The sequence below is a fragment of the Pseudomonas sp. HS-18 genome, from assembly GCF_020401845.1.
GTDB classification, from domain to species: Bacteria; Pseudomonadota; Gammaproteobacteria; order Pseudomonadales; family Pseudomonadaceae; genus Pseudomonas; species Pseudomonas nitroreducens.
Map to the genome: position 1 here is coordinate 5,203,714 of NZ_CP084413.1, position 24,075 is coordinate 5,227,788.

The 24,075-nt window shown below is 66.9% G+C and carries 23 protein-coding genes; 12 read left to right on the plus strand and 11 right to left on the minus strand.

The window, feature by feature from the left end:
* Positions 1-197 precede the first annotated feature (197 nt).
* The 7 genes from LDJ84_RS24235 to LDJ84_RS24265 all read left to right on the plus strand — a co-directional run bounded on the left by LDJ84_RS24235 (position 198) and on the right by LDJ84_RS24265 (position 5,521).
* Positions 198-1,640, plus strand: a complete 1,443-nt coding sequence (locus LDJ84_RS24235; protein WP_024765850.1) for a mannose-1-phosphate guanylyltransferase/mannose-6-phosphate isomerase — start codon at positions 198-200, stop codon at positions 1,638-1,640.
* Between the two features lie 155 nt (positions 1,641-1,795).
* Positions 1,796-2,260 carry a multidrug transporter gene (locus LDJ84_RS24240; protein WP_084358691.1) on the plus strand — a complete coding sequence of 155 codons (465 nt, stop codon included), beginning with the start codon at positions 1,796-1,798 and terminating at the stop codon, positions 2,258-2,260.
* A 60-nt stretch (positions 2,261-2,320) separates the two neighbouring features.
* Complete coding sequence (locus tag LDJ84_RS24245; protein ID WP_226045532.1) at positions 2,321-3,151, plus strand: SDR family oxidoreductase; 831 nt, start codon at positions 2,321-2,323, stop codon at positions 3,149-3,151.
* Positions 3,151-3,537, plus strand: coding sequence for a hypothetical protein (locus LDJ84_RS24250; protein WP_024765853.1), 387 nt, complete (start codon positions 3,151-3,153; stop codon positions 3,535-3,537). The genes LDJ84_RS24245 and LDJ84_RS24250 overlap by 1 nt, the downstream gene beginning before the upstream one ends.
* An 85-nt stretch (positions 3,538-3,622) precedes the next feature.
* Positions 3,623-4,279: a dual specificity protein phosphatase family protein gene (locus LDJ84_RS24255; RefSeq protein WP_024765854.1), complete on the plus strand. Its 657-nt coding sequence runs from the start codon at positions 3,623-3,625 to the stop codon at positions 4,277-4,279.
* A gap of 73 nt (positions 4,280-4,352) precedes the next feature.
* Positions 4,353-5,240: a TIGR01459 family HAD-type hydrolase gene (locus LDJ84_RS24260; protein WP_226045533.1), complete on the plus strand. Its 888-nt coding sequence runs from the start codon at positions 4,353-4,355 to the stop codon at positions 5,238-5,240.
* Between the two features lie 29 nt (positions 5,241-5,269).
* Positions 5,270-5,521, plus strand: a complete 252-nt coding sequence (locus tag LDJ84_RS24265) for a hypothetical protein (protein WP_024765856.1) — start codon at positions 5,270-5,272, stop codon at positions 5,519-5,521.
* A 194-nt stretch (positions 5,522-5,715) separates the two neighbouring features.
* On the opposite strand, the gene LDJ84_RS24270 is transcribed toward LDJ84_RS24265, so the two are convergent.
* The 4 genes from LDJ84_RS24270 to LDJ84_RS24285 are packed head-to-tail and all read right to left on the minus strand — an operon-like array spanning position 5,716 to position 10,539.
* Complete coding sequence (locus LDJ84_RS24270) at positions 5,716-6,621, minus strand: HlyD family secretion protein (protein WP_024765857.1); 906 nt, start codon at positions 6,619-6,621, stop codon at positions 5,716-5,718.
* A 13-nt stretch (positions 6,622-6,634) separates the two neighbouring features.
* Complete coding sequence (locus LDJ84_RS24275) at positions 6,635-6,835, minus strand: DUF1656 domain-containing protein (protein ID WP_024765858.1); 201 nt, start codon at positions 6,833-6,835, stop codon at positions 6,635-6,637.
* A gap of 1 nt (position 6,836) precedes the next feature.
* Entirely contained in the window at positions 6,837-9,023 is a 2,187-nt protein-coding gene (locus LDJ84_RS24280; RefSeq protein ID WP_226045534.1) for an FUSC family protein, read from the minus strand.
* A gap of 1 nt (position 9,024) precedes the next feature.
* Positions 9,025-10,539, minus strand: coding sequence for an efflux transporter outer membrane subunit (locus LDJ84_RS24285; RefSeq protein ID WP_413247436.1), 1,515 nt, complete (start codon positions 10,537-10,539; stop codon positions 9,025-9,027).
* A 294-nt stretch (positions 10,540-10,833) separates the two neighbouring features.
* Between LDJ84_RS24285 and LDJ84_RS24290 the strand changes: the two genes are divergently transcribed.
* Entirely contained in the window at positions 10,834-11,769 is a 936-nt protein-coding gene (locus tag LDJ84_RS24290; protein WP_017519048.1) for a LysR family transcriptional regulator, read from the plus strand.
* A 207-nt stretch (positions 11,770-11,976) separates the two neighbouring features.
* On the plus strand, positions 11,977-12,951 hold the full coding sequence (locus tag LDJ84_RS24295; protein ID WP_226045535.1) for a 2-hydroxyacid dehydrogenase: 975 nt from the start codon (positions 11,977-11,979) through the stop codon (positions 12,949-12,951).
* Positions 12,952-13,144: 193 nt separating this feature from the next.
* On the opposite strand, the gene LDJ84_RS24300 is transcribed toward LDJ84_RS24295, so the two are convergent.
* A complete protein-coding gene (locus LDJ84_RS24300) occupies positions 13,145-14,038 on the minus strand; it encodes a DMT family transporter (RefSeq protein ID WP_226045536.1) in 894 nt (297 codons plus the stop codon).
* A gap of 136 nt (positions 14,039-14,174) precedes the next feature.
* Here LDJ84_RS24300 and LDJ84_RS24305 point away from each other — a divergent pair, with 136 nt between their 5' ends.
* On the plus strand, positions 14,175-15,050 hold the full coding sequence (locus tag LDJ84_RS24305) for a helix-turn-helix domain-containing protein (RefSeq protein ID WP_024762725.1): 876 nt from the start codon (positions 14,175-14,177) through the stop codon (positions 15,048-15,050).
* Between the two features lie 73 nt (positions 15,051-15,123).
* On the opposite strand, the gene LDJ84_RS24310 is transcribed toward LDJ84_RS24305, so the two are convergent.
* The 5 genes from LDJ84_RS24310 to LDJ84_RS24330 all read right to left on the minus strand — a co-directional run bounded on the left by LDJ84_RS24310 (position 15,124) and on the right by LDJ84_RS24330 (position 19,573).
* Positions 15,124-15,447, minus strand: a complete 324-nt coding sequence (locus LDJ84_RS24310; RefSeq protein WP_024762724.1) for a DUF3325 domain-containing protein — start codon at positions 15,445-15,447, stop codon at positions 15,124-15,126.
* A complete protein-coding gene (locus LDJ84_RS24315; RefSeq protein WP_226045537.1) occupies positions 15,447-16,970 on the minus strand; it encodes a PepSY-associated TM helix domain-containing protein in 1,524 nt (507 codons plus the stop codon). Before LDJ84_RS24315 ends, LDJ84_RS24310 begins: the two co-directional genes overlap by 1 nt.
* Entirely contained in the window at positions 16,967-17,254 is a 288-nt protein-coding gene (locus LDJ84_RS24320) for a DUF3649 domain-containing protein (protein WP_065086696.1), read from the minus strand. Before LDJ84_RS24320 ends, LDJ84_RS24315 begins: the two co-directional genes overlap by 4 nt.
* A 131-nt stretch (positions 17,255-17,385) precedes the next feature.
* Positions 17,386-17,973, minus strand: a complete 588-nt coding sequence (locus tag LDJ84_RS24325; protein ID WP_024762721.1) for a hypothetical protein — start codon at positions 17,971-17,973, stop codon at positions 17,386-17,388.
* Between the two features lie 199 nt (positions 17,974-18,172).
* Entirely contained in the window at positions 18,173-19,573 is a 1,401-nt protein-coding gene (locus LDJ84_RS24330; protein WP_226045538.1) for a PLP-dependent aminotransferase family protein, read from the minus strand.
* A gap of 135 nt (positions 19,574-19,708) precedes the next feature.
* Between LDJ84_RS24330 and LDJ84_RS24335 the strand changes: the two genes are divergently transcribed.
* On the plus strand, positions 19,709-20,596 hold the full coding sequence (locus LDJ84_RS24335) for a DMT family transporter (RefSeq protein WP_226045539.1): 888 nt from the start codon (positions 19,709-19,711) through the stop codon (positions 20,594-20,596).
* A 441-nt stretch (positions 20,597-21,037) separates the two neighbouring features.
* The gene (locus LDJ84_RS24340) at positions 21,038-23,068 is read left to right on the plus strand and encodes a DEAD/DEAH box helicase (RefSeq protein WP_128082470.1); all 2,031 of its coding nucleotides are present in this window, start codon (positions 21,038-21,040) and stop codon (positions 23,066-23,068) included.
* Positions 23,069-23,127: 59 nt separating this feature from the next.
* Here the strand turns inward: LDJ84_RS24340 and LDJ84_RS24345 are convergent, their stop codons facing one another.
* Positions 23,128-23,742 carry a FecR domain-containing protein gene (locus tag LDJ84_RS24345; RefSeq protein WP_226045540.1) on the minus strand — a complete coding sequence of 205 codons (615 nt, stop codon included), beginning with the start codon at positions 23,740-23,742 and terminating at the stop codon, positions 23,128-23,130.
* Between the last annotated feature and the right edge of the window lie 333 nt (positions 23,743-24,075).

Below are 24,075 nucleotides of genomic sequence, written 5' to 3' on the forward strand. Positions count from 1 at the left end.
TCCCCTCGGCGAGGGTCCTGGGGCGCGCGAGCAATTGACGCGCCCCGCTCCACCCAGAACAACAAGACCGGCCCAGCACCGGCAGAAGAACCCGTGCGCCGCAGCGACGGCAAGCACTGGAGAGGTCACCCAAACCGCAGGCCGGTCCGCACGACGCGGCTCGGCAGACAGAACGCAAACGCTTAAGGAGAAACCCGATGATCCCAGTAATTCTTTCCGGTGGCAGCGGCTCGCGACTCTGGCCTCTTTCGCGCAAACAGTATCCCAAGCAGTTCCTGGCCCTGACCGGCGACCACACCCTGTTCCAGCAGACGCTGGAACGCCTGGTGTTCGAAGGCATGGAGCCGCCCGTCGTGGTGAGCAACCAGGAACACCGTTTCATCGTCCAGGAGCAGCTCGAAGCGCTGAACCTGAAGACCCAGTCCATCCTCCTCGAACCCTTCGGCCGCAACACCGCCCCAGCGGTCGCCATCGCCGCCATGAAGCTGCTCGCCGAAGGCCGCGACGAACTGCTGCTGATCCTCCCGGCCGACCATGTGATCGACGACCAGCGCGCCTTCCAGCGTGCCCTGGCGCTGGCCACCAACGCCGCCGAGAAGGGCGAGATGGTGCTATTCGGCATCCCTGCCAACCGTCCGGAAACCGGCTACGGCTACATCAAGGCCGGCGACGAGCGCGGCCTGCCGGACGGCGTCATCCGCGTCGAGCGCTTCATCGAGAAACCCGACGAAGTCCGAGCCCAGCAGTTCGTCGAGGACGGCGGCTACTTCTGGAACAGCGGCATGTTCCTGTTCCGCGCCAGCCGCTTCCTCGAGGAACTGAAGAAGCACGACGCCGACATCTACGACACCTGCCTGCTGGCCCTGGAGCGCAGCCAGCACGATGGCGACCTGATCAGCATCGACGCCGCCACCTTCGAGTGCTGCCCGGACAACTCCATCGACTACGCCGTGATGGAAAAGACCCGCCGCGCCTGCGTGGTGCCGCTGTCCGCCGGCTGGAACGACGTCGGCAGCTGGTCGTCGATCTGGGAAGTGCACGACAAGGACGATGACGGCAACGTCACCATGGGCGACGTGATGGTCCACGACAGCCACAACTGCCTGGTGCACGGCAACGGCAAGCTGGTCTCGGTGATCGGCCTGGAGGATATCGTGGTCGTCGAGACCAAGGACGCCATGATGATCGCCCACAAGGACCGCGTGCAGGACGTCAAGAAGGTGGTCAACCAGCTCGACGCCGCCGGCCGCAGCGAGACCCAGAACCACTGCCAGGTCTATCGTCCGTGGGGTTCCTACGACTCGGTGGACATGGGCGGCCGCTTCCAGGTCAAGCACATCTCGGTCAAGCCGGGCGCGCGTCTGTCACTGCAGATGCACCACCACCGCGCCGAGCACTGGATCGTCGTCTCCGGCACCGCGCAGGTGACCTGTGACGACAAGACCTTCCTGCTCACCGAAAACCAGTCCACCTACATCCCGATCGCCTCGGTCCATCGCCTGGCCAACCCCGGCAAGATCCCGCTGGAAATCATCGAGGTGCAATCGGGCAGCTACCTGGGCGAAGACGACATCGAGCGTCTGGAGGACGTCTACGGCCGCACCACGGAGAACGTGGAACTCCAGGCTGTAGTTCGCTAAGCCCCGGGACCCGGCGCTTCCCCCCATCGGCGCCAATGCCCTCGCACCATTCGGTGCGGGGGCTTTTTTATGGGCTGGCGCTTTGCCGGCGCCACATCAACCCACCGCCGCGAAGCTCCTGCTAAGGTATCCACACATCCCCCGCGGAGCGCTCCATGCTGTACGGCATCCTGCTGATCGTCACCTGGATCATCCTGCTGATCCGCTACCCCTCCCGCGCCCTGCCGATCTCCGGTGCCGGACTGGTCGGGCTGGCCTGTGTGATCGCCATCGCCATCTGGCAGGACAACAGTGACGCACGCCAACTCGAGCACCTGGAACTGCGCATCGCCTACCAGCCCGAGCAGTGCCAGCCCGGCCGCCCGCTGGCCGTCAGCCTGAAGAACGGCTCTTCCCGCCCGCTGCTGGAACTGCGCTGGAAGGTCGCCGCCTACCGCCCTGGCGATACCACCGATCTTGCCGAAAACCTCTACGAAGCCCCGCGCTACCGCGGCCCCGGCGCGCTGCTCGCCGGCGACAGCTGGAGCGACTGCCTCCCCTTGCCGCCGCTGCGGCCCGGCTACCGCGCCAGCACCCTGGAATTCCGCGCCGAGCGGGTGAACGGCCGTTTTGGCAACTGATTCACCTGCCCCGCACAATCCGGTACGGTAGTCCCGCCCACAGACACGGACTACCAGACCATGCCCCAGCCCGTCGCCCTCATCACCGGATGCTCCAGCGGTATCGGCCGCGCTCTAGCCGAAGCCTTCCAGACCGCCGGGTACCAGGTCTGGGCCACCGCCCGCCGCGATGAAGACGTCGCCGCACTCGGCCAGGCCGGCCTTCGCGGCGTGCTGCTGGACGTCAATGACGAGCCCGCCGTCGAACGTCTCGCCGAGCAGTTGCAGCGCGAAGCCGGCGGGCTCGACGTGCTCATCAACAACGCCGGCTACGGCGCCATGGGGCCGTTGCTCGATGGCGGCAGCCAGGCGATACGCCGGCAGTTCGAAACCAATGTGTTCGCCGTGGTCGGCGTCACCCGCGCGCTGTTCCCGGCGCTGCGCGCACGTCGCGGGCTGGTGGTGAACATCGGCAGCGTGTCCGGTGTGCTGGTCACGCCTTTTGCCGGCGCCTACTGCGCGTCAAAGGCTGCTGTGCACGCACTGAACGACGCCTTGCGCCTGGAACTGGCGCCTTTCGGCATCGAGGTGATGGAGGTGCAGCCCGGCGCCATCGCCTCCAACTTCGGCGCCAACGCCAGCCGCGAGATGGCCGCGGTGGTCGGCGAGGACTCCGCCTGGTGGCCGCTGCGCCGATTCATCCAGGCGCGTGCCGCCGCCTCCCAGGACAAGCCCACCCCAACCAGCGACTTCGCGCAGAAGCTGCTGGCCGCCGCGCAGAAGTCCCCGCGTCCGCGCCTGGTGCGCATCGGCAACGGCAGCCGCGCCCTGCCACTGCTCTCGCGCTGGCTGCCCACCGGCCTGCTGGATAAGGTGCTGAAGAAGCGCTTCGGCCTCGATGGACAACTCTGATGACATACCAGGTCCGCTACCTCGCCCTTGCCGGTATCCTCGCCGCCTTCTTCCTCAATGTGGTAGCGCGCGGGTTGCTGCGGGTCGGTGGCGTGCCGGCGACCCTGCTGGTGGCGGCGGTGATCGCCGCCGCGATGGCCTTCTGGTTCGCCCGCCGGCACAAGCGCCTGGCGGAAACCGGTGAACGCTGGCGGCTGACTGCGCTGTATGGCGGCGGCCTGGCCCTGCTCTACACCCTCCTGGTGGGCATGGCGGCGTGGAAGAACACGCCCAGCCCGGCAGCACTGCTGCTCTACTTCCTCAATTACCTGTGCTACCCGCTGTGCGTCTGGTGGTTCTTCCGCCCCGGCGTGCTGCTGCGCTTCCTGCCAGCCGACAGGCGCTGAGCGGACTTCACGCTTTCTTCACCTGCATTTCATCCCGGCACGACCCGACCCCGCCTAAGGTGACGCAGACCTTGGAGGAGTCCCCATGTCCCTGCCCCGTTCCCTTCGCGGCGCCATCGCCGCTGCCCTGCTGACCTTCGGCCCACTCGCCCTGGCCGCCGGCGAGAGTCCGTCCGACTGGGCCAGGCCGGTGGACCCATCGTTCAACCTCTACCAGATGTCGCCCACGCTCTACCGCAGCGCACTGCCCGGCAGTGCCGACCTGCCCGAATTGCAGCGCCTGCAGGTGAAGACCGTGGTGAGCTTCATCAAGGACGACGACCGCGAATGGATCGGCCAGCAGAACATCGAGGCAGTGAGCTTCCCGACCCACGCCGACCGCGTCGATGACGCCGACGTGCTGAAGGTCCTGCGTATCCTGCAGAGCGCCGAGCAGAACGGCCCGGTGTTGATGCACTGCAAGCACGGGCGTGATCGCACCGGCCTGTTCGCCGCCATGTACCGTACCGTGATCCAGGGCTGGAGCAAGGAAGACGCGCTCAAGGAAATGACCCAGGGCGGCTTCGGCACCGAGGATGACATGCAGGATGCCATCGCCTATGTGCAGAAGGCCGACATCGGCCAGCTGCAACAGGCCCTGGCCAGCGGCGAATGCAGCACCTCGGCCTTCGCCGGCTGCCAGCTCAAGGGCTGGTTGGCGGACACCTTCGGCGAGGAACGGTCGCCGCACCCGGCGCACTGATCGGCGACCTGTCACACCGAATCGGCGAGAGTGCGGTAGCTTATCCGCACCCTCACCGTTTCACAGGCTCACCATGACCGCTTCCCGCTTCAGCGCCGTTACCCACACCCGCTATATCGACCACACCGGCCTGGATGCCTTCTGCGCCGACTACGACGGCTTCCTGCTCGATCTCTGGGGCGTACTGATCGACGGCGTCAACGTCTTCCCCGGCGCCCTCGCCTGGCTCGCCCGCCGCGCCGCCGAAGGCAAGCCGGTGTGGTTCCTCAGCAACGCCTCGCGCAGCGTCCCGGAGATGGCCGACACCCTGGTGCGGCTGGGCGTCTCCCGCGAGCTGTTCGCCGGTATCACCACCTCCGGCCAACTGGCCATCGACGCCTTCACCCATGAACGCGAATTCCAGCGCGGCGGCATCTATACCGTCGGTGTGGGCGATGCGCTGACCACCTGGCCGGCAGACATCCGCGAGCGCTTCTGCGATGACATCCACGCTGCATCGCTGATTCTGGGCGTCGGCAGCTTCCCGCAGGACGAACTGGAAGAGCGCTTCGCCCCGCTGCGCGGCGCCACCGAAAAACCCTTCCTGTGCGCGAACCCGGACCGCGTGGTGGTCTCCGGTGGGCAAACGGTGTTCGGCGCCGGTCGCCTCGCCGAAGCCTTCGCCGAAGAAGGCGGCAAGGTGCACTGGTACGGCAAACCCGATCCTTCCGCGTTCCGCATCGCCCAACGGCAGTTGGAAGCGCGCGGCGCGAAGCACATCCTGTTCGTCGGCGATTCGCTGGTGACCGACGTCCCCGGCGCGCTGGCCGCGCGCATCGACACCTTGTGGCTGGCATCCACCGGCATCCATCGCCAGGCGCTGGGCGTGCCCTTCAACGGCGGGCTGGACCCGGAAAGGACGAACGCTCTGCTCGATGGCTATCCAATTCGTCCGCACTTTGCCGCGCCGGGGCTGGTCTGAGTTCAGGACAAACGCCTGAGCTTGCCCCCATGAACGAACTGATCGACCTGCTGCAATGGCCGGCCATGCTGGTCACCGTCCTCGCCGCCTGGCTGGTGGGTTCCCGCGACCGAAAGCGGCGCAAGGTGGGCTTCTGGGTATTCATCGCCAGCAACGCGCTGTGGATCGCCTGGGGCCTGCCCGCCCACGCTTACGCGCTGGTGATCCTGCAGCTGTGCCTGGCGGCGATGAACATCCGCGGCAGCTACAAGAACCGCAAGCGCGAGCATGCCGAGGGCTGAACCGCTTTCGTAGGAGCGAGCTTGCTCGCGAACTGCATGGCACCGGAGCTGGGCTGTTCGCGAGCAAGCTCGCTCCTACGAAGAGCCCCTGGGCTCCGCTCCGCCCTACGCGACTTGCATGCCGCCGTAAGAGCGCCGCGATCTGGCCGCCAACGAAAACGGGAGCCGAAGCTCCCGTTTTTCACTGGATCAGATCACTGCGCCGTCGCAGCTGCGCCGTCGGAATGCTCCGCGTTGCGGCTCTGCGGATTGACGATCACGGTGGCGGTGATGCCCGCCGCCAGCAGCACGCCGTCCGGTACCTCGTCGATATGGATGCGCACCGGCACGCGCTGGGCCAGGCGCACCCAGTTGAAGGTCGGGTTGACGTCGGCCACCAGCTCCCGGCTTTCCGGATTATCGCGATCGTAGATGGCGCGGGCGACGCTTTCGACGTGGCCCTTCAGGCGCTCGCCGCTCATCAGTTGCAGCTCCGCCGGGTCGCCGACGCGGATGTGCGGCAGCTTGGTCTCTTCGAAATAGCCGTAGATCCAGTAGGAGTTCTCGTCGACCACGGCCATCTTCGCCTCGCCGACGCGGGCGTAGTCGCCACGGTGCACGTTGAGGTTGGTCACGTAGCCATCCACCGAGGCGCGCACCTGGGTACGTTCCAGGTTCAGCTTGGCGGCGTCCAGCGCGGCCAGGGCCTGCTGGTAGTCGGCCTCGGAGGCGGCGGCGGTGTTGCTGGCATCGTCCAGGCTCTCGCGGGAGACCACTTCTTCATCCATGGCGCGGCGGCGCTTGGCGTTGAGCTGGCGCATCTGCAGGGTGGCCTTGCGCGAGGCGACCAGGGCTTCGGCCTGCTTCACGGCGATCTGGTAGTGGTCCGGGTCGATCTGCATCAAGAGATCGCCTTTCTTCACCTGCTGGTTGTCGCGCACCGGTACGTCGACCACCACGCCGGAGACGTCGGCGGCGACGTTGATGATATCGGCGCGTACCCGGCCGTCGCGGGTCCAGGGCGTATCCATGTAGTTCACCCAGAGGGCGCGGCCGATCAACGCGGCGACCGCCAGGATGATCAGGGTCGCCAGCAGGCTGATGATGGATTTGAGAGTCATGGGTGCACGCTCGTTACTTATAGACAGTGAGGGACAGCCCGCCGAACAGGCAGGCGAACAGGCACACGCGGAACAGCGCCGGGTGCCAGGTGTAGCGGTACAGGCCGACCGAAGCGAGGATGCGGTCGATGCCCCAGCAGATCACCGCGGCGACGAGGAACATCAGGGTCAGGGTCGGCATGTAGACCCCGTGGAACGCGATCTCGCGGGGCAGGTCAGGCAACATGAGTCGATCTTCCAGAAGAGGTTTCGCCATCGCGCAGCGGCGACTGCGGGTCGAGCAGGCTGCTGCGGATGAAGTGCAGGTAGCTGAGCACGCGGCGCAGCGGCGAGCTTTCGAAGTCCGGCGCGCGCGGCTCGTCAGTGGTCTTCACGCAATCGATGGCCTGCTCCACGGCAATCAGGGCGCGTTCAAGGTTGGCTTCGCAGGGCTTGACGAACAGGCGGATCAGCGCACGGCCCATGGCGCGGATCGACTGCCGCCAGGGCGACGATTGCGCATAGCAGGGCTCGCTCGGCAGGTTCTCCTGCTCGACACGCAGTTCGATGATCGAATGTCCGATTTCCAGAACCACGAAGGTCCAGCGCAGCAGGCGGCGTTGCATCTGCGGGCTGCGCGCGGCGACGCCGTAGGCCTGGTTGAGCAGGTCGCGGGTGCCGCTCTCGAACGACGAGACAAGGCCGTCGAGCTTGCCGCTGATGGCTTCCACCACGCGCAGGCGCAGGTCCTTCTCCAGGCGCCGCCAGAGCCAGGCGCTGGTGGGCGGCATGATCACCGCGGCGACCACCGCGGCCAGGCTTTGCGACAGCACCAGGGCGATGTACTCGTTGAGCATGCGGCCCGGATCGTAGACGGTGAGGTTCGCCGGGATCGCGCCGAAGCTGAAGAACACCAGCAGGCCCAGGCCGTAGCCGGCGTATTTGGGCTTGATCGAGAAGAACGCGCCCACCGCGAACACCGGTGCCAGGGCGAAGGCCAGCAAGGCGAAGCCGTCCAGGTGCGGGAACACGAAGAAGGTTTCCGAGAAGCCGAGGATCGCCGCGAAGAAGGTGCCCACGGCCATCTGCATGGCCATCTTCGCCGGGTCCGGCGCGGCCGAAACCAGCGCGGCGACGGCGGCGGCGTTGAGCACGAAGGTGCTGCCGCTGGGCCAGGCGGTCTCGATCCAGAACAGGCCGAACACCAGCACCATCAGCGCGGTACGCCCGCCCGCCACCAGCGAGGCGACCAGGTTGGCCTTGGGCGAGAAGCCGTGCTTCCAGTTCTCCCGCTCGTGCTTGTGCGCGGCCAGGGAGGCGTGGGTCAGGGCGTAGTTGTAGAGGTCGTCGGCAAGGCGGTAGAGCAGCTCGCCGGCGGTGTTGTAGTCCAGCAGCGCGGCAGGATCATCCTGCTCGTCCAGCAGCTGCGCGCGGCCGGAACGGATGCACTGCATCATCCGCGTGCGATGGCTTTCCAGCTGCGCGGCTAGGTATTCGGCATCACGGTCACTAACCGACTGGCCACGCCATGGAGCGAGCACCTGAGTCAGTTCATCCAGGCACGGTTGCAACGCGCGCAGCACCGCCTCGGCCTCCTGCGCACGCAGGCGCGAGAGCAACTGGTGCAGCGCGTGGTAACGGGTGGTGAGGACCATGAACTCGTTGTTCAGGCGCGACAGGCGACCCGAACGCAGGCGCATGTGCGGGTCTTCGAAGCGGGTAACGCTGCGCAGCGCCTCCAGGCCCACGGCCTGGGAAGCGAAGGCGACGTTGGATGCCTCGAACCTGCGCCGATCACCGCCGCCGAGGTTGTCCAGGACGAAGCCGGCGAAGGCGCCGAAACGCTGGTACAGCGCGCTGCGCATGGCCGTGCTGGAGGTCTGCGGGAACAGCGTGGCGCTGACCACCATGGAGCAGAGAATCCCCAGGCTGATTTCCAGCACGCGCCAGATGGCCGACATGAACGCGGCTTCCGGGTGCAGGGTGGCGGGCAGGCCGATCAGCGTGGCGGTGTAGCCGGCGAGCACGCAGGCGTAGGAGCGGAAGTCGCGGTAGCGCGCGGCGCCGACGGTGCACAGGCCGATCCACAGCGCCGAGACCAGCAGGAACAGCTCGCGCTGCTGGGCGAAGATGGCAATCAGCGCAACCATCACGGAGAGCCCGACGAGGCTGCCGAGAATCCGGTAGAAACTCTTGGCGAACACCTGGCCGCTCTGCGGCTGCATGACGATGAACACGGTGATGGTCGCCGTGCTTGGCTGCGGCAGCTCCAGGCGCATCGCCAGCCACAGGGTCAGCAGCGCGGCGAGCAGCACCTTGGCGATATAGATCCAGGTGATGCCGTCGCTGCGGCCCCATTCCAGCAGCGCGCGACGCAGGGCGTCCAGCGGCGCCGGGTGGGCGCTGAAGTCGTTCGCCGCCATATCAGCGTCCGGCGCCCTGTGCCGCACGCACGTCGACTGTCTCCGGGACCATCTTTTGCTCCCGCGGGCCTTCCTGCTTGTCCATCAGGCCGCCGCCGAGGGCAACGACGAGGCCGGCATGGGTCGCCAGGCGCGCGGCACGTACCTGCTGCTCCACCAGTTGCTGCTGAAACAGGCGGGTCTGCGCGTTGAGCACGTTGAGGTAGTCGGTCAGGCCGCCACGGTACGCCTTGGTGGCGATGTCGTAGGTGCGCTGGGCCGAGGCCACGGACTTGGCGGCGAAGCCTTGCTGCAGCTCCATGGAGTGCATGCGGATCAGGTGATCGGAGATGCCCTTGAGCGCGTTGATCAGCGTCTGGTTGTACTGCGCCACGGCGGCGTCGTAGCCCGCCGCTTCCTGGCTCAGCTGCGAGCGGCGACGACCGCCGTCGAAGATCGGCAGGGAGATGGCCGGGCCGACGCCGTAAGTGAATTTCTCGGCATTGAGGAATTCCAGCATGCCGCCGCCGACCGCGCTGTAGCCGATGCTCGCGACCAGGTCGACGTTGGGGTAGAACTCGGCGCGGGCGACGTCCACGCCCTTGGCCTGGGCGGCGACTTTCCAGCGGCTGGCGACCACGTCCGGGCGGTGCCCGAGCAACTCCATCGGCAGCTTGCTGGGCAGGCCGGGGCCTTTGGCGAGCTTGAGGCTCGGGCGCTGGATCGAGGCGCCGGCGCCGGGGCCTTTGCCGGCCAGGGCGGCGATCTGGTTGCGGGTCAGCTGGATTTCCTCGTCCACCGCTTCGATCTTGCGCTCGGTCTCCGGCAGCGGGACTTCCGCCTGGCTGACTTCGAAATGCGTGCCGATGCCGCCGGCCAGGCGACGCTGGGCCAGCGCGAGGATGCCCTGTTGCTGAGCCAGCATGGCCTTGCCGATGTCCAGCTCGGCGTATTGCAGCGACAGCTGGATGTAGGCGCGGACGATGTTGCTCTCCAGCTCCAGCTGGGCGACCCGTGCCTCGGCGGCAGTCATCTTGGCGATGTCGAGGTAGCGCTCGGTGTTGCTGCGCTCGCGGCCCCAGAGGTCGAGCGAATAGCTCAGGCCCAGGGCGGCGTTGTTGTTCCAGGTGGTGGTATCGGCCAGGTCGCCGGGGCCATAGAAATAGTCGGTCGGCCAGCGGTGGCGGGTCAGCGAGGCATCGCCGCTGATCTGCGGCGACTCGGCGGACTCGGCGACGCCAGCCATGGCCATGGCCATGCGCACCCGCGCCTCGGCCTGGGCCAGGGTCGGGCTGCCGTCCAGCGCAGTCTGCACCCAGCTATTCAACTGCGGATCGCCATAGGCACGCCACCACTGCTCGGCCGGCCAGCCAGCTTCCTGGTTGGCGTGCGCGATGGCGGCGTCGGTGGCCAGCTCGGTGTCGCCCATGCGCTGTTCCTGCGGGGCGATGCCGTTGGTGCTGATACATCCGGCGATTGTTGAAAAAATGACAAAGGAGCCGACGAACGTCAGTCCTTTCACGAGGTGACGCGACACGGTGGAGGTCCTGGAAGTGGTCTAGCTTTTCAGCGTGGGGCTTTTAAGCGTGGAGAGCCGGCAAAGCCAGTTGCGGCGATTGAATTCTAGGGACGGGAAAGGGAACGGATAAGCCGGCTGTTTTGTGATTGTTTATTACCGATAATGAAACAATGTGTGTCGTCATCCATGTGACAATAGGCCGCCCCCGCTCTGCTCCGCGCATTGCCACCCATCAAGGACATGCCGGCGGCGGCGACGTATCGCTGCATCGACGTCGCCACCCGGGACAGACGCCCCACTGACGAGGCCCCAATGGACACACTGCAGACCATGCGTGCGTTCGCCTGTGTCGCGGAAACCGGCAGTTTCACCGCCGCCGCGCAGCAGCTGAACACCACCACCGCCTACGTATCCCGCGCGGTCGCCAATCTGGAGTCCCACCTGCGGACCCGCCTGCTCAACCGCACCACCCGGCGCATCGCCCTGACCGAGGCCGGCCAGCGCTACCTGCTGCGCTGCGAGCAGATCCTCGCCTATGTCGAGGAGGCCGAGGCCGAGGCCAGCGATGCCCACGCCCGCCCTGCCGGCCGCCTGCGCGTGCACTCGATGACCGGCATCGGCCAGCACTACGTGATCCGCGCCATCGCCAACTATCGCCAGTTGCATCCGGACGTGACCTTCGAGCTGACCATGGCCAACCGCGTGCCGGACCTGCTCGACGAAGGCTTCGACGTGGCCATCGTGGTCGCCTCGGAACTGCCCGATTCGGGCCTGGTGTCCCAGCGCATCGGCGAGACCTACAGCATCCTCTGTGCCTCGCCCGACTACCTGGCCCGACGCGGCACGCCGAAGACACCCACCGAACTGATGGAGCACGACTGCCTGCGCCTGATCAGCCCGGTGCTGCCGCTGGACAAATGGCTGTTCGACGGTCCCAACGGCCAGGAAATGATCACCCTCGGCCCCTCGCCCTTCCAGGTGAATGTCGGTGACGCCATGACCGAGGCCATCGGCTCCGGCATGGGCATCAGCGCCTTGCCGGTCTACTCGGCGATCGACGGCCTGCGCGATGGCTCGCTGGTGCGCGTGCTGCCGCATTACAAGCTGCAGATCCTCAACGTCTACGCGCTGTACCCGTCGCGGCAGTACCTGGACGCGAAGATCAAGACCTGGGTAGCCTACCTGCGCGAGAACCTCCCCGGCGTGCTCCAGGCCGATGGCGCCGGCCTCGCCGATGTGGGACCCTGACCACCCTCTTTCGTCGTGTTTCGCGGGCAAGCTCACTGTGTAACTCCCTACCCCGGTGTTCAGTGAGCTTGCCCGCGACCCACTTTCCCCCGCACCACCCGGGGTGTTCGTCGTTCGATAACCGCCCAGCGCACACGTAAGCCTTGTGCCGCTCTAGCCCGGCAGTGGTAGGGTTAAGCCCCCCCGCCTCCCTGCCGTCCGAGAGCCATGAAAAAGAATGTCTTTGTCTTCAGCCGCCTTGCCGCGGCACACCTCAACCGCCTGCGCGCCCAGTTCAACGTCACCGTGCTCGACCCCAAGCAGGGCGACGTCGACGCGCAGCTTGCCGCGGCCCTGCCGGAAACCCACGGCATGATCGGCGTCGGTCGGCCGCTGGGCGAGAAGCAACTGGCCCAGGCCACGCAGCTGGAAGTCATCTCCAGCGTCTCGGTGGGCTATGACAACTACGACCTGGATTACCTGAACCAGCGCGGCATCCCGCTGACCAACACCCCGGACGTGCTCACGGAAACCACTGCGGACCTCGGCTTCGCCCTGATGATGGCCGCCGCCCGGCGCACCGCCGAGCTGGATGCCTGGACCAAGGCCGGCCAGTGGAAGCGCACCGTGGACGCCCAGCAGTTCGGCGTCGACGTGCATGGCAAGAAGCTCGGCATCCTCGGCCTGGGCCGCATCGGCGCCGCCATCGCCCGCCGCGGCCACTTCGGTTTCAACATGGACATCCTCTACCACGGCAACAGCCGCAAGCCGGAGCTGGAACAGGAACTGGGCGCGCGTTTCTGCGGCTTCGATGAACTGTTGGGCGAGGCGGATTTCGTCTGCGTAGTGGTGCCGCTGTCGGACAAGACCCGCAAGCTGATCGGCAAGCGCGAGCTGGAACTGATGAAGCCCACCGGCATCCTGGTGAACATCGCCCGAGGCCAGGTGATCGACGAAGCCGCGCTGGTGGAAGCGCTGCAGGAGAAGCGCATCCTCGCCGCCGGCCTGGACGTCTACGAGAAGGAACCGCTGGCCGAGTCGCCGCTGTTCGCCCTGCCCAACGCCGTGACCCTGCCGCACATCGGCTCGGCGACCCACGAAACCCGCCAGGCCATGGCCGAGTGCGCGCTGGACAACTTCGAGGCGGCGCTGCGTGGCGAGCGACCGAAGAACCTGGTCAACCCGCAGTCGTGGAAGGCCTGATGCGCTTTTCGTAGGGCGCATAACCTGGAACAGGTTATCCGCCGGCACCTCGGCGGCGGATAACGCTGGCGCGTTATTCGCCCTACGAAGCTGATGTCCCAGCGCTGAAGCCAGGATATCGATGTAGGAGCGAGCTCGCTCGCGAACCAGCATCGCAGTGAGGCTGTTCGCGAGCAAGCTCGCTCCTACAGGTTCACGCCCGTGCCGGCTGCAGCACTGGCCTGGGCTTGCGGAACACCAGGACGTTGCCGGCCATCACCAGCCCCAGCCCGGCCAACGCCGGCAGGCTCCACTGGTAGCCTTCGGCGAAGGCCGAGACGTTCAGCGCCACCACCGGGAACAGCACGGTGCAATAGGCCGCACGCTCCGGCCCCATGCGCCCGACCAGCGTCAGGTAGGCGGTAAAGCCGATCACCGAGCCGGGAATCGCCAGGTACAGCAGCGACCAGACGTACTGCGGGCTGCTGTCGAAGGTCAGCGGGACGCCCCGCACCAGGCAGATGCCCAGCAGGATCAGCGAGCCGTAGAGCATGCCCCAGGCATTGGTCGACAGCGGCCGCAGCCCGGCCTTCTGCTGCAGGCTCGACAACAGGTTGCCCGCCGAGAAACACAAGGTGCCGAGCAGCGCCAGGCCCAGGCCGTAGAAGGTCTCCCGCGTCGCCTGGTGCCCCGACAGCTCCGGCCAGAACAGCAGCGCCAGCCCTGCAAGGCCGAATGCGCCGCCGCCCAGCACGTTGGGCGCAATGCGCTGGCCGAAGAAAATCCGCGCATTCAGCGCATTCCACAGCGTGGCGGTGGAAAACACCACGGCGACCAGCCCGCTGGGGATCCATTGGCTCGCGGTGTAGAAGCACAGGAAGTTCACGCAGAACAGGCACAACCCCTGGGCGAAGCAGATCGCCTGCCCGCGCCGGCCCAGCGGCTGCAACCGCCGCGACACCAGCAGCAGGGCGAACAGCACCAGCGCCGCCAGGCTGAAGCGGTAGGCGATGGACAACGGAATGGCGACGGCGCCGACCTGCAGCTTGATGGCGATCCAGGTGGTGCCCCAGATGAGCACCGTGAGCAGGTAGAGCGAGAGATTCATGGCGATCTCCGGATGACTGGAGAAACAGTCTCCCGCCCAGGCCCGGGACCGGCTTGCAGATTCTTGCGCTTATTGCGACAGCCGGGCTGGCAAGGCGCGCCCGCGCGGGTAGAGTGAAGGCAGCAGAGGAACGCCCATGTCAGCCATTTCGCAGCTCGAAGTCTTTCAGTCGATGAACGCCTCGCCCAACGCCCGCCTGGAGCGCTGCGCGGAGCTGGGCGACGGGCTGTCCGCGGCGATCTGGAGCAACAGCCACGATGCCCGCGACTACCACGCGCCCAGCCACCACACGCTGTCCTGCTACCTGAACGACGGCACCGGCACCTTTCGCCGCGGCGCGCCGGGCAGCAAGGGTGCACCAGACAAACTCTGTGTGATGCCGGCCGGCGCCGAGTCGGCCTGGATCGTCAACGGCGACATCCGCCTGGCGCACCTCTATATCGGCCAGGAACAGTTCTCCCTCGGCTGCATCCGCCTGCTCGACCGCGAGCCGCGTGAACTGCAACTGCACGAACGCACCTTCCTCGATGACCCGCAGCAGGCTGCGCGATTCCGCCAACTGGTGAAGCTGGACTGGCACGAGCCGGGCGAACGCATCCGCACCAGTACCCTGGCCCATGACCTGATCGATCATCTGTTGCTCAATCAGGTCGGCCTGCGGGAAGGGTTGAAGCTCAAGGGCGGATTGGCACCGGTGATGCGCCGGCGGGTTGCCGAGTACATCGAGCAGCGCCTGGACCAGCCATTGTCGCTGGGCGAGCTGGCGATGCAGACGGCGCTGTCGGAATACCACTTCGCGCGGATGTTCCGCGAAAGCTTCGGCATGCCGCCGCACCAGTACGTGCTGGCCCGCCGCGTGGCCCTGGCGCAGCGCCTGCTGCGCGATACGCGCCAGCCGCTGAGCCAGGTGGCGCTGGCGTGCGGGTTCTCCAGCGCCAGTCATTTCGCCAACCGTTTCAGGTCGGTGGTGGGTGGCACACCGGGGGAATATCGGCAGGCGTTCGAGGAGTAGGCCGCTGGCCGATCCTGCGCGAACACCCGACCTATAGGAGCGAGCTTGCTCGCTCCTATAAAAGCTTGAAGCGTCAGCCGAGTACGGCCAACACACCACCAATCACCGGCATCGCCGCCGCCGTCGGCAGCGCCCAGCGCGGCCGCCAGGCCAGCAGCAGGACCAGCACAGCCCCCGCGATCATCAACAGGCACGCCCAATAGACGATGCCCAGTTCCATGCCGATGACGTGGATCGCGTAGGCCAGCGCCAGCGCGCCATCCACCAGCGCCACGATACGCAGCAGACGCACACGGGACTCGGAGGGCGCATTACCGAACAGATCGCGGTGATGGCGCGACAGCGACAGGCAGCCCGCCGCCAGCGCCAGCAGATTGAGACCGAACACCAGCAGCATCAGGCGAACTCCTCGTTACGGGCACGACCTGCGCGGGCGGGCTCGGCGCGCTCCTGGCCCAGTCGCCAGCCAAGAAAGGCGCAGAGGCTGCCGACCAGCAGCAGACCAAGATCGATACCGACCATCGTCCAGTCGCCATTGGCGAAGTGGGTCGTGATCCGTCCCGGCTCGGGGCCGAACAGACTCAGCACCGGCAGCAAAAACGCCAGCGCTGCCAGGGTGACGAACTGCTCGCGGGCCATGGCCCGGCTACCCCGGCGCAGCAGCGCATGGAGCAGCGCCAGCAGCCAGATCACCACGAAGGCGGTGGCTTCCCAGCGAGTGCGCTGGAGCAGATCGGCCGGCAACAACCGCGAAGCCGCGAGCAGGCCGAGCGAGGCGACCGGGAGGCCGCCGCACACCGCGCCGTTGAGCGTGCGTACCAGCGCCACGCCCCGGTGGCCACGGGTTTCACGCTTGCTCACCCAGACTTGCAGGCCGCCGAACACCATCACGCAGCCCACCAGGCCGAGGGCGAAATACATCACCCGCAGCAGGTCGTTGCCGAACTGCGCCATGTGCAGGCCGGTCAACCAGGCGTAGGTCTTGTAGCCCGGCTTGTAGGGCTTCTGCACGTGCAGCAGCGCGCCGCTGCCGGAGTCGAAGGACACGGTGCGCTGGTCGTTGACCATGCCCTTGTCCACCGCCTTGCGGATCTGCACCATCGCGCCGGCGTCCCCCGGGTTCTCGATATTGATCCAGCCGACCTGGCTGTCGTCGCCCCAGGCTTCACGGGCCTTGAGGATCATGTTGTCGATGGACTTGGTCGCCTTCGCCGGCTTGCCCAGCGCTTCCCGGTCGAAGGCACCCTGCACGTCATGGAAGAAATGCTCCATGTCGTTCTTGTAGGCCACCTTGATGCCGGCGGTCATATAGAAGGTGATGAAGACCGCCAGCCCCGTGTACGCCATCAGCAGATGGAACGGCAGGCCAAGCACGCCCAGCACGTTGTGCGCATCCAGCCAGGCGCGCTGCTTCGCCGCCTTCGGACGCAGGGTGAAGAAGTCCTTGAAGATGCGCCGGTGGACGATCACCCCGCTGACCAGCGCCACCAGCATGAACACACCGGCCACGCCGACCACGTAGAGGCCGATCATCCCGCCATGCAGCTCGTAGTGCAGTTCGAGGAAGAAGTTGCCGCCGACGGTCCTGGGCAATACCTCGCCGCTCTGGGCGTCCACCAGGAACGACTGGAACTCGCTGAAGTCCGCCGGCTCCCAGCCAGCCGTCCAGTACGGCATGCGTTCGGTGGGCGGGTGCATCCAGTAGCCGTGGGCCTTGGGCGCACGCTCGACGATCAGCTCACGCACCTGGTCGGCACCGACTTTCACTTCGTCCAGCGTGTGCAACTGCGGCGTCATCCAGCGGGTGAGCTCCTTGTCGAACACCGCGACGGTGCCGGAGAACAGCACGACAAAGAGAATCCAGCTGACCAGCAGCCCGCTCCAGGTGTGCAGGCCGGACATGGATTGGCGCAGGCTCATGGGCGCACCCCGTAGGCGGTCGGCAGGAAGGCGGCCAGGCCCAGCACGACGCTCAGCGCCACCGGCACCCACACCGCGCGCCACGGGCTTTTCGCGCCGAAGGCGTAGAGGATCGCCGCGACCCAGACGATGAAGCAGGCCAGGCTGGCCAGCGACACGCGATCCGAGCGCGACATCGGCAGGTAGACGCTGAAGAAGGCAGTGGCGGTGTAGGCCAGGGCATAGCCGCCGACCACGGCGCTGAGGATGCGGGCAGCGATGACGCCGGCCTGGGTTGCGCTCATGGTTGGGTGCTCGAACGGTTCAGGCGCGGTGAGACGCACATCGAGGTGAATCCTGCGAGGCGGCCCGGGCACAGCCCAGGCGCGCGATTGAAAAGCGGAATTATATGATATTGCTTCTCAATTAAAAGAACTCAGCAGCGCCGTTTGTGAGTATCTGTGTCGGAAATTCGCTGAACGGCATAGGCCGCGGTCACATCCATGGCGCGCAACAGACTGTTCATCATCAGGTCGGCCTCGGCCGTGACACGCAGGGGCGGCGGCCCCGGCAGTATCCGGGAAGCACCGGGTGTCAGTTCGACGGCGGCCACCACCGTGCCTTTGCCGAACAGGTATTCGTAGATCAGCAGATAGTCCGTGTCCGGTAGGTCCTTGTACTCAGCGATTCTGCGCAGCACGTTGATCGCACCGATGATCCAGTCGCGCCTTTCGGTGAACTCCAGCACGCCCAGGCTCCAGGTCTGGGTCGCATCGTCGTAGTGGTTCCAGGCCGGCGAGCGCAGGTGCCGGCTCCAGCCCGCGACCCAGGCCGCCGCGGTGGTGCCCTGCCCCAGTTCGCAGAGTTCGCTCCAGGTGAGGCCGCCTCGCCGGTGGTGATCGCCATCCAGCCATCGCTCGAGATCGCCAAAACAGGCGGCGGAACCCGCCTCCTGGGAAAGAAAGGCCTCAAACCTGAAGCGGCTGATGGCAACCTTCAGGTACAACTGGCACGGCTCGGCCATGGGGTGTCCTCTTTTTCTGATCCAACGATTCACCTCGGGATGCTCAGTGCGCCCCGAACGGCTGAATCGATAATCCTAGAGCTTCGCTCCTGCTGGCAGTTCACCCACCCGTTCGACCGTGAAGTGGTATTTTTCAGATTCCCTTGTACAACTGTTCAATTTTCCGCAGCCGTTTCGGTCGATACAGGAGTTATCGCCTTTACGGGCGATTCGCCACCTGCCCCATGGCCCGCTCCAGCCCCTCGAACACACGAGGCGACAGGCACTGCGCGACGTTGAAGCGCAGGTAACCTGTGGCGCTCTGGCTCAGGCTGAAAACGTTGCCCGGCGCCAGCACCAGGTTGTCCGCCAGGGCCGCGCGCGAGACTTCGGCGGCGTCCAGCCCTCCCGGCAGGCAGGCCCAGACGAACACCCCGCCGCGCGGCTCCAGCCAGGGCTGGATATCCAGCGCGCGCAAGCGCAGCAGCGTCTCGCCCATGGCGTCGGCCAGGCGCCCGCGCAGGCTATCCAGGTGGCGGCGGTAGCTGCCCTTGCGCAGCAGCTCGAAGAGCATCTCGGCACTGAACGGGCTGTTGCCGAAGCTGGTCGCCAGCTTCAGGTCCACCAGGCGCTCGCACCATTCCGGCTGGGTGGCGATGTAGCCGCAGCGCACCGAAGCCGACAGCGTCTTGGAGAAGCTGCCGACCTGGATCACCCGCTCCAGCCCGTCGAAGGCCGACAGGCGCGGCGCACTTTCGTGCTCGAAGTCGCCGAAGATATCGTCCTCGACGATCAGCAGGTCATGGGCCTCGGCCAACTTCAGCAGGCGATGGGCGACCAGCGGCGAGAGCACCGCGCCGGTGGGGTTATGGAAGGCCGAGTTGGTGATGTACAGGCGCGGCCGGTGCTGCTCCAGCAGGCCAGCCATGGCGGCGACGTCCGGCCCGGTCGGCGTATAGGGCACACCGACGACCTGCACCCGATGGGCACGCAACAGTGCCTGGAAGTTGAAGTAGCCCGGGTCGTCCACCAGCACGCAGTCGCCGGGCTCCAGCAGAAAGCGGCAGATCAGGTCGATGGCCTGGGTGCCGTTGTCGGTCAGCACTATCTGCTGCGGGCCCACCGGCACGCCGTAATCGCCCAGCCGCCGCGCCAGTTGTTCGCGCAGGCCGGAGTGGCCATAGGGGCGACCATATTCCAGCAGGCTGGATTGCGGCGCGCGGGCAATCTGCCGCAGCGCGCGGCGCAGCTCCTCTTCCGGCAGCCAGGACGGCGGCAGCCAGCCGCAACCGGGCTTGAGCGAGGTATCCGCGGCCTCCAGGGATTGCCGGGAAATCCACAGCGGGTCGATGCTGCGGTCCAGCGTCGGGCCGACGTCCGCCAGGGACAGCGGCGGCGCATGGCCGGCTACATAGAAACCGGAGCCACGCCGCGCAGCGATCACGCCGTCGGCGGCCAGGCGGTCGTAAGCCTCCACCACGGTAGTCTTGGACACCTCCAGCTGCTCGGCCAACTGGCGAATCGACGGCAACCGTTCCCCCGGCACCAGCGCCCGCGCCGCCAGGCGCTCGCGCACATGCTGCATTACCGAATCGACCCGTGTGCTCTTTGGCCTGCCCATGCCGCCCTCGCCTGCCCCTGGATTTTGTACCGGGATAATTTACGGACAGTTTGCGCAAATTGTACCTTTCTGTCACTGGCCGCCGGGCGGCTCTGCGCGCATCCTCCAGGCTCGCTCTCCTGCCGGATGCTACCCATGAACAACTCCCACACCCTCGCCTCGAACAGCCACCTCAGCGGCTGGCTCAGTGGCTTTCTCGGCGTGCTCATCTTCAGCGGCTCGCTCCCGGCAACGCGGGTAGCGGTAGCCCACTTCGATCCGACCTTCCTCACCCTGGCCCGCGCCAGCATCGCCGGCCTGCTGGCGGCGGCGATCCTCATCCTGCTGCGGCAGAGGCTGCCGGCGCGCAAGGACCTGATTCCCCTGCTGGTGGTGGCCGGCGGCGTGGTGGTGGGTTTCCCGCTGCTCACCGCGCTCGCGCTCAAGCACGTCAACTCTGCCCACGCCATCGTCTTCGTCGGCCTGCTGCCCCTGGCTACCGCGCTGTTCGGCGTGATCCGCGCCGGCGAGCAGCCGCGCCCGGCGTTCTGGATCTGCTCGCTGCTGGGCAGCGCCGTGGTGGCCGGCTTCGCCCTGTCGCAGAGCGGCGCGGGCAACTTCACCGGCGACCTGCTGATGCTGGCCGCCGTCGTCGTCTGCGGCCTGGGCTACGCCGAGGGTGGCCGCATCGCCCGTCACCTGGGCAGCTGGCAGGTGATCTGCTGGGTGCTGGTGCTGTCCCTGCCGCTGATGCTGCCGCTGGCCTGGTACACCCAGCCGCAGACCTTCAGCGGCGCCAGTTGGCCGGCCTGGCTGAGCCTGGGCTACGTGTCGCTGTTCAGCATGCTGATCGGCTTCTTCTTCTGGTACCACGGCCTGGCCACCGGCGGCATCGCCGCGGTCGGCCAGCTGCAGCTGTTGCAGCCGTTCTTCGGCCTGGCGCTGGCCGGCCTGCTGCTGCACGAGCAGATCAGCCCGCTGATGGCCGGTGCCACCGTCGCCGTGGTGCTGTGCGTCGCCGGGGCGAAACGCTTCGCCCGCTGACCGCCGGTTTCCTTCCGCGTCCCGCCCGAGAAAAATCGCGGTATCATCGGGCGTTTGCGTACTCGGCTGGACTGCCGGAAGGACACTCGGATGAAGCCACCCGCCGAATCTCCATTGCCTGCCGTGGAGCGCGACGAACTCGCGCCCCGGCCACGGCTGACCCTGGGCAGCCACGTGCACAGCGGCTTCGACCTGCGCAGCGGGCGCATGCAGAACATCTCCCGGCACCGCGCCGCGCTGGCCTTCCTGTATGGCGACATGCCGGTCTCGGGCAGCGTCACTCCGCGCTCGGGCCGCGAGATCCGGGTATTCCGCGATGACCAGATCGTCCGTGTCAGCCGCGAACTGGAACTGGAGCAAGCCTGGCGCCTGGACCTGCGCGAACTCGGCTTCAAGCCGGCGATGCGCCGCAGCGACGCCCTGGAAGACAGCGCCGGGGAAATGTTCGAACTGCCCGACGACAGCGCCTGGCAAGAGTTCATGCGCGAGGGCCTGCCCCGGCTGCGCGAGCAGGGCTGGGAAATCGACATCCGCCCGGAGTTCGTCTTCGACCTCACGCCGGTGGAAAACTGGTACGCCGAGATTGAGGAAACCGACGACCGCCAGTGGTTCGACCTGGAACTGGGCATCGAGGTGGAAGGCCGACGCATCAGCCTGCTGCCGGCGCTGATCGAACTGATCCGGCGCATGCCCGCGCTGCTCGACCCGGTCGCCCTCGCCCGCCATGCCGACGATGAACAACTGGTGCTGCGCCTGGATGCCGGGCGCAACCCGATCCACACCTGGCAGACCGCCTCGGACCGACCGCTGCGCGTCTCGCTGCCCTTCGGCAAGCTCAAGCCGATGCTCGGCACGCTGTCCGAGTTCTATCTCGGCGAACAGTTGCCGGTACGCCGCCTGCGCATGGGCGCGCCGGACGCCGCGCGCCTGACTGAACTGGAGGAACTGCCGCTGACCTGGCAGGGCGGCGAGCAATTGCGCGAAATAGCGCATCGCCTGCGCGACTACCGCGCGCAACCGGCGCAGATCCCCGCCGGCCTCAACGCCGAGCTGCGCGCCTACCAGCACGAGGGCCTGAGCTGGATGCAAACGCTGCGCGAAGTCGGCGCCAGCGGCATCCTCGCCGACGACATGGGCCTGGGCAAGACGCTGCAGTCCCTCGCCCACGTGCTGCTGGAAAAGCAGGCCGGGCGCCTGACCAGCCCGGCGCTGGTGATCATGCCCACCAGCCTGATCCCCAACTGGCTCGACGAAGCCGAGCGCTTCACTCCGCAGCTGCGCGTGCTCGCATTGCACGGAGCCGGCCGGCGCAAGGCGTTCGCGAAGATCGCCGAGCACGACCTGATCCTCACCACCTATGCCCTGCTGCCGCGCGATGCCGAGAAGCTCGGGCAGCACGAATATCACCTGCTGATCCTCGACGAGGCGCAGAACATCAAGAACGCCACCACCAAGGCGGCCCAGGCCGCGCGCCACCTGCGCGCGCGCAATCGTCTGTGCCTGACCGGCACGCCGCTGGAGAATCACCTGGGCGAGCTGTGGTCGCTGTTCCACTTCCTGCTGCCGGGCTGGCTGGGCGACGCCCGGCAGTTCGCCGTGGACTACCGCACGCCCATCGAGCGCCACGGCGACCAGGGCCGCCTGGCGCACCTGGCCGCGCGCATCCGCCCGTTCCTGCTGCGCCGCACCAAGGAACAGGTCGCCTCGGAGCTGCCGCCCAAGAGCGAGTTCATCCAGCACATCGAACTCAGCGAGGCGCAACGCGACCTCTACGAAACCGTGCGCCTGGCGCTGGACCGCAAAGTGCGCGACGAGATCGCCCGCCGAGGCCTGGCGCGCAGCCGCATCATCATCCTCGAGGCGCTGCTCAAGCTGCGCCAGGTCTGCTGCGACATCCGCCTGGTGAACAAGGAAGCGCCGCCGCCCACCGGCAAATCCGCCCGCGCGGTGACCTCGGGCAAGCTGGTCTACCTGCTGGACATGCTCGAAGAGCTGCTCGCCGAAGGCCGCCGCGTACTGGTGTTCTCGCAGTTCACCTCGATGCTCGCGTTGATCGGCGAGGCGCTGGCCGAACGCAACCTGGAATACGCCCTGCTCACCGGCGACACCCGCGACCGCCGCGCGCCGGTGAAGGATTTCCAGGAAGGCCGCGTGCCGCTGTTCCTCATCAGCCTGAAGGCCGGTGGTGTAGGCCTGAACCTCACCGCCGCCGATACCGTGATCCACTACGACCCCTGGTGGAACCCGGCCGCGGAAAACCAGGCCAGCGACCGTGCCTACCGCATCGGCCAGGACAAGCCGGTATTCGTCTACAAGCTGATCGCCCGCGGCACGGTGGAAGAGAAGATCCAGCGGCTGCAGCGCGACAAGGCCGCGCTGGCCGCCGGCATCCTCGAAGGTACCGGCGCCGACTGGCAACTGGACGACGCGGATATCGACGCACTCTTCGCACCGCTGCCCAAGGCGGTGTGATTGCCAGCGGAGCGTTGCGCAAACGAACAGGCTCGCCTCGGGAGCCTTGGACATTGGCCTCAGGCCAACGGCACCAGCGTCACCCACCAGCGCGTACGGTAGTGCGCGCGCACTGGCAGGCTGCGTTGCAGCGCGGCAATGGCCTGCTCGGGCTGGTCCAGGGAGAACACGCCGGAAATGGCCAGCTTGGCAACCGCCGGATCGCAGCGCAGCACGCCGGGGCGATAGCGCGCCAGTTCGGCACACAGGCAGCCGAGCGTCCATTGCCGCGCCACCAGGTAGCCCTCGCTCCACGCCAGCGAATCGGCCTCCAGCGTCGTTTCACCGTACAGCCCCTTGCGGTCGAAACGGGCCTGGCGGCCGGCCTCGATGACACCGGCCGACTCATGGCGCAGCGCCAGCATGACCGCCACCGCACCCTCCTGCACCGAAAGCCGCGCATCGCTGCCGTCCAGGCGTACGGCGAATCGCGTGTCCAGCGCCTGCAGGCGCCCCAGCGGCGTATCGACCCAGAAGGCACGGCCGGCGCTGTCCGGAGCGGTCTGTACCAGCATCTCGCCGGCGGACAGGCGCACGCGTCGAGTGTGGGCGTCGTAGGCTATATCCACGACGCTGTCGGTATTGAGTTGCAGCCAACCACCATCAGGCAGGGCGATGCGTCGGCGCTCGCCCACCGAGGTGCGCTACTGCGCCAGCCAGGGCGATTCGCGCAGGCCCAGGCCTCCACTGCCCACCACCGCCGCGGTACCGGCAAGCAGCATCAGGCTTTTCATCTTAAATACGAAATATTATTGTTTGAACACGATGCGCCATGGCGGCCCCGCCACGGCAAGCACCATGTGTGTCGTGACGATCATCGGCAGGGACGGAAGTGCCATTTGTCGCCACCGGGGACGACGAGCCAGCGGCAATCGCCCGACGGCAAATCGGACGCGCCAGCCGATGGAGAATTGCCTGACAGACCGAACGGTAAACCCACTACATCGCTCGGCCCCGATCCAGGGGAA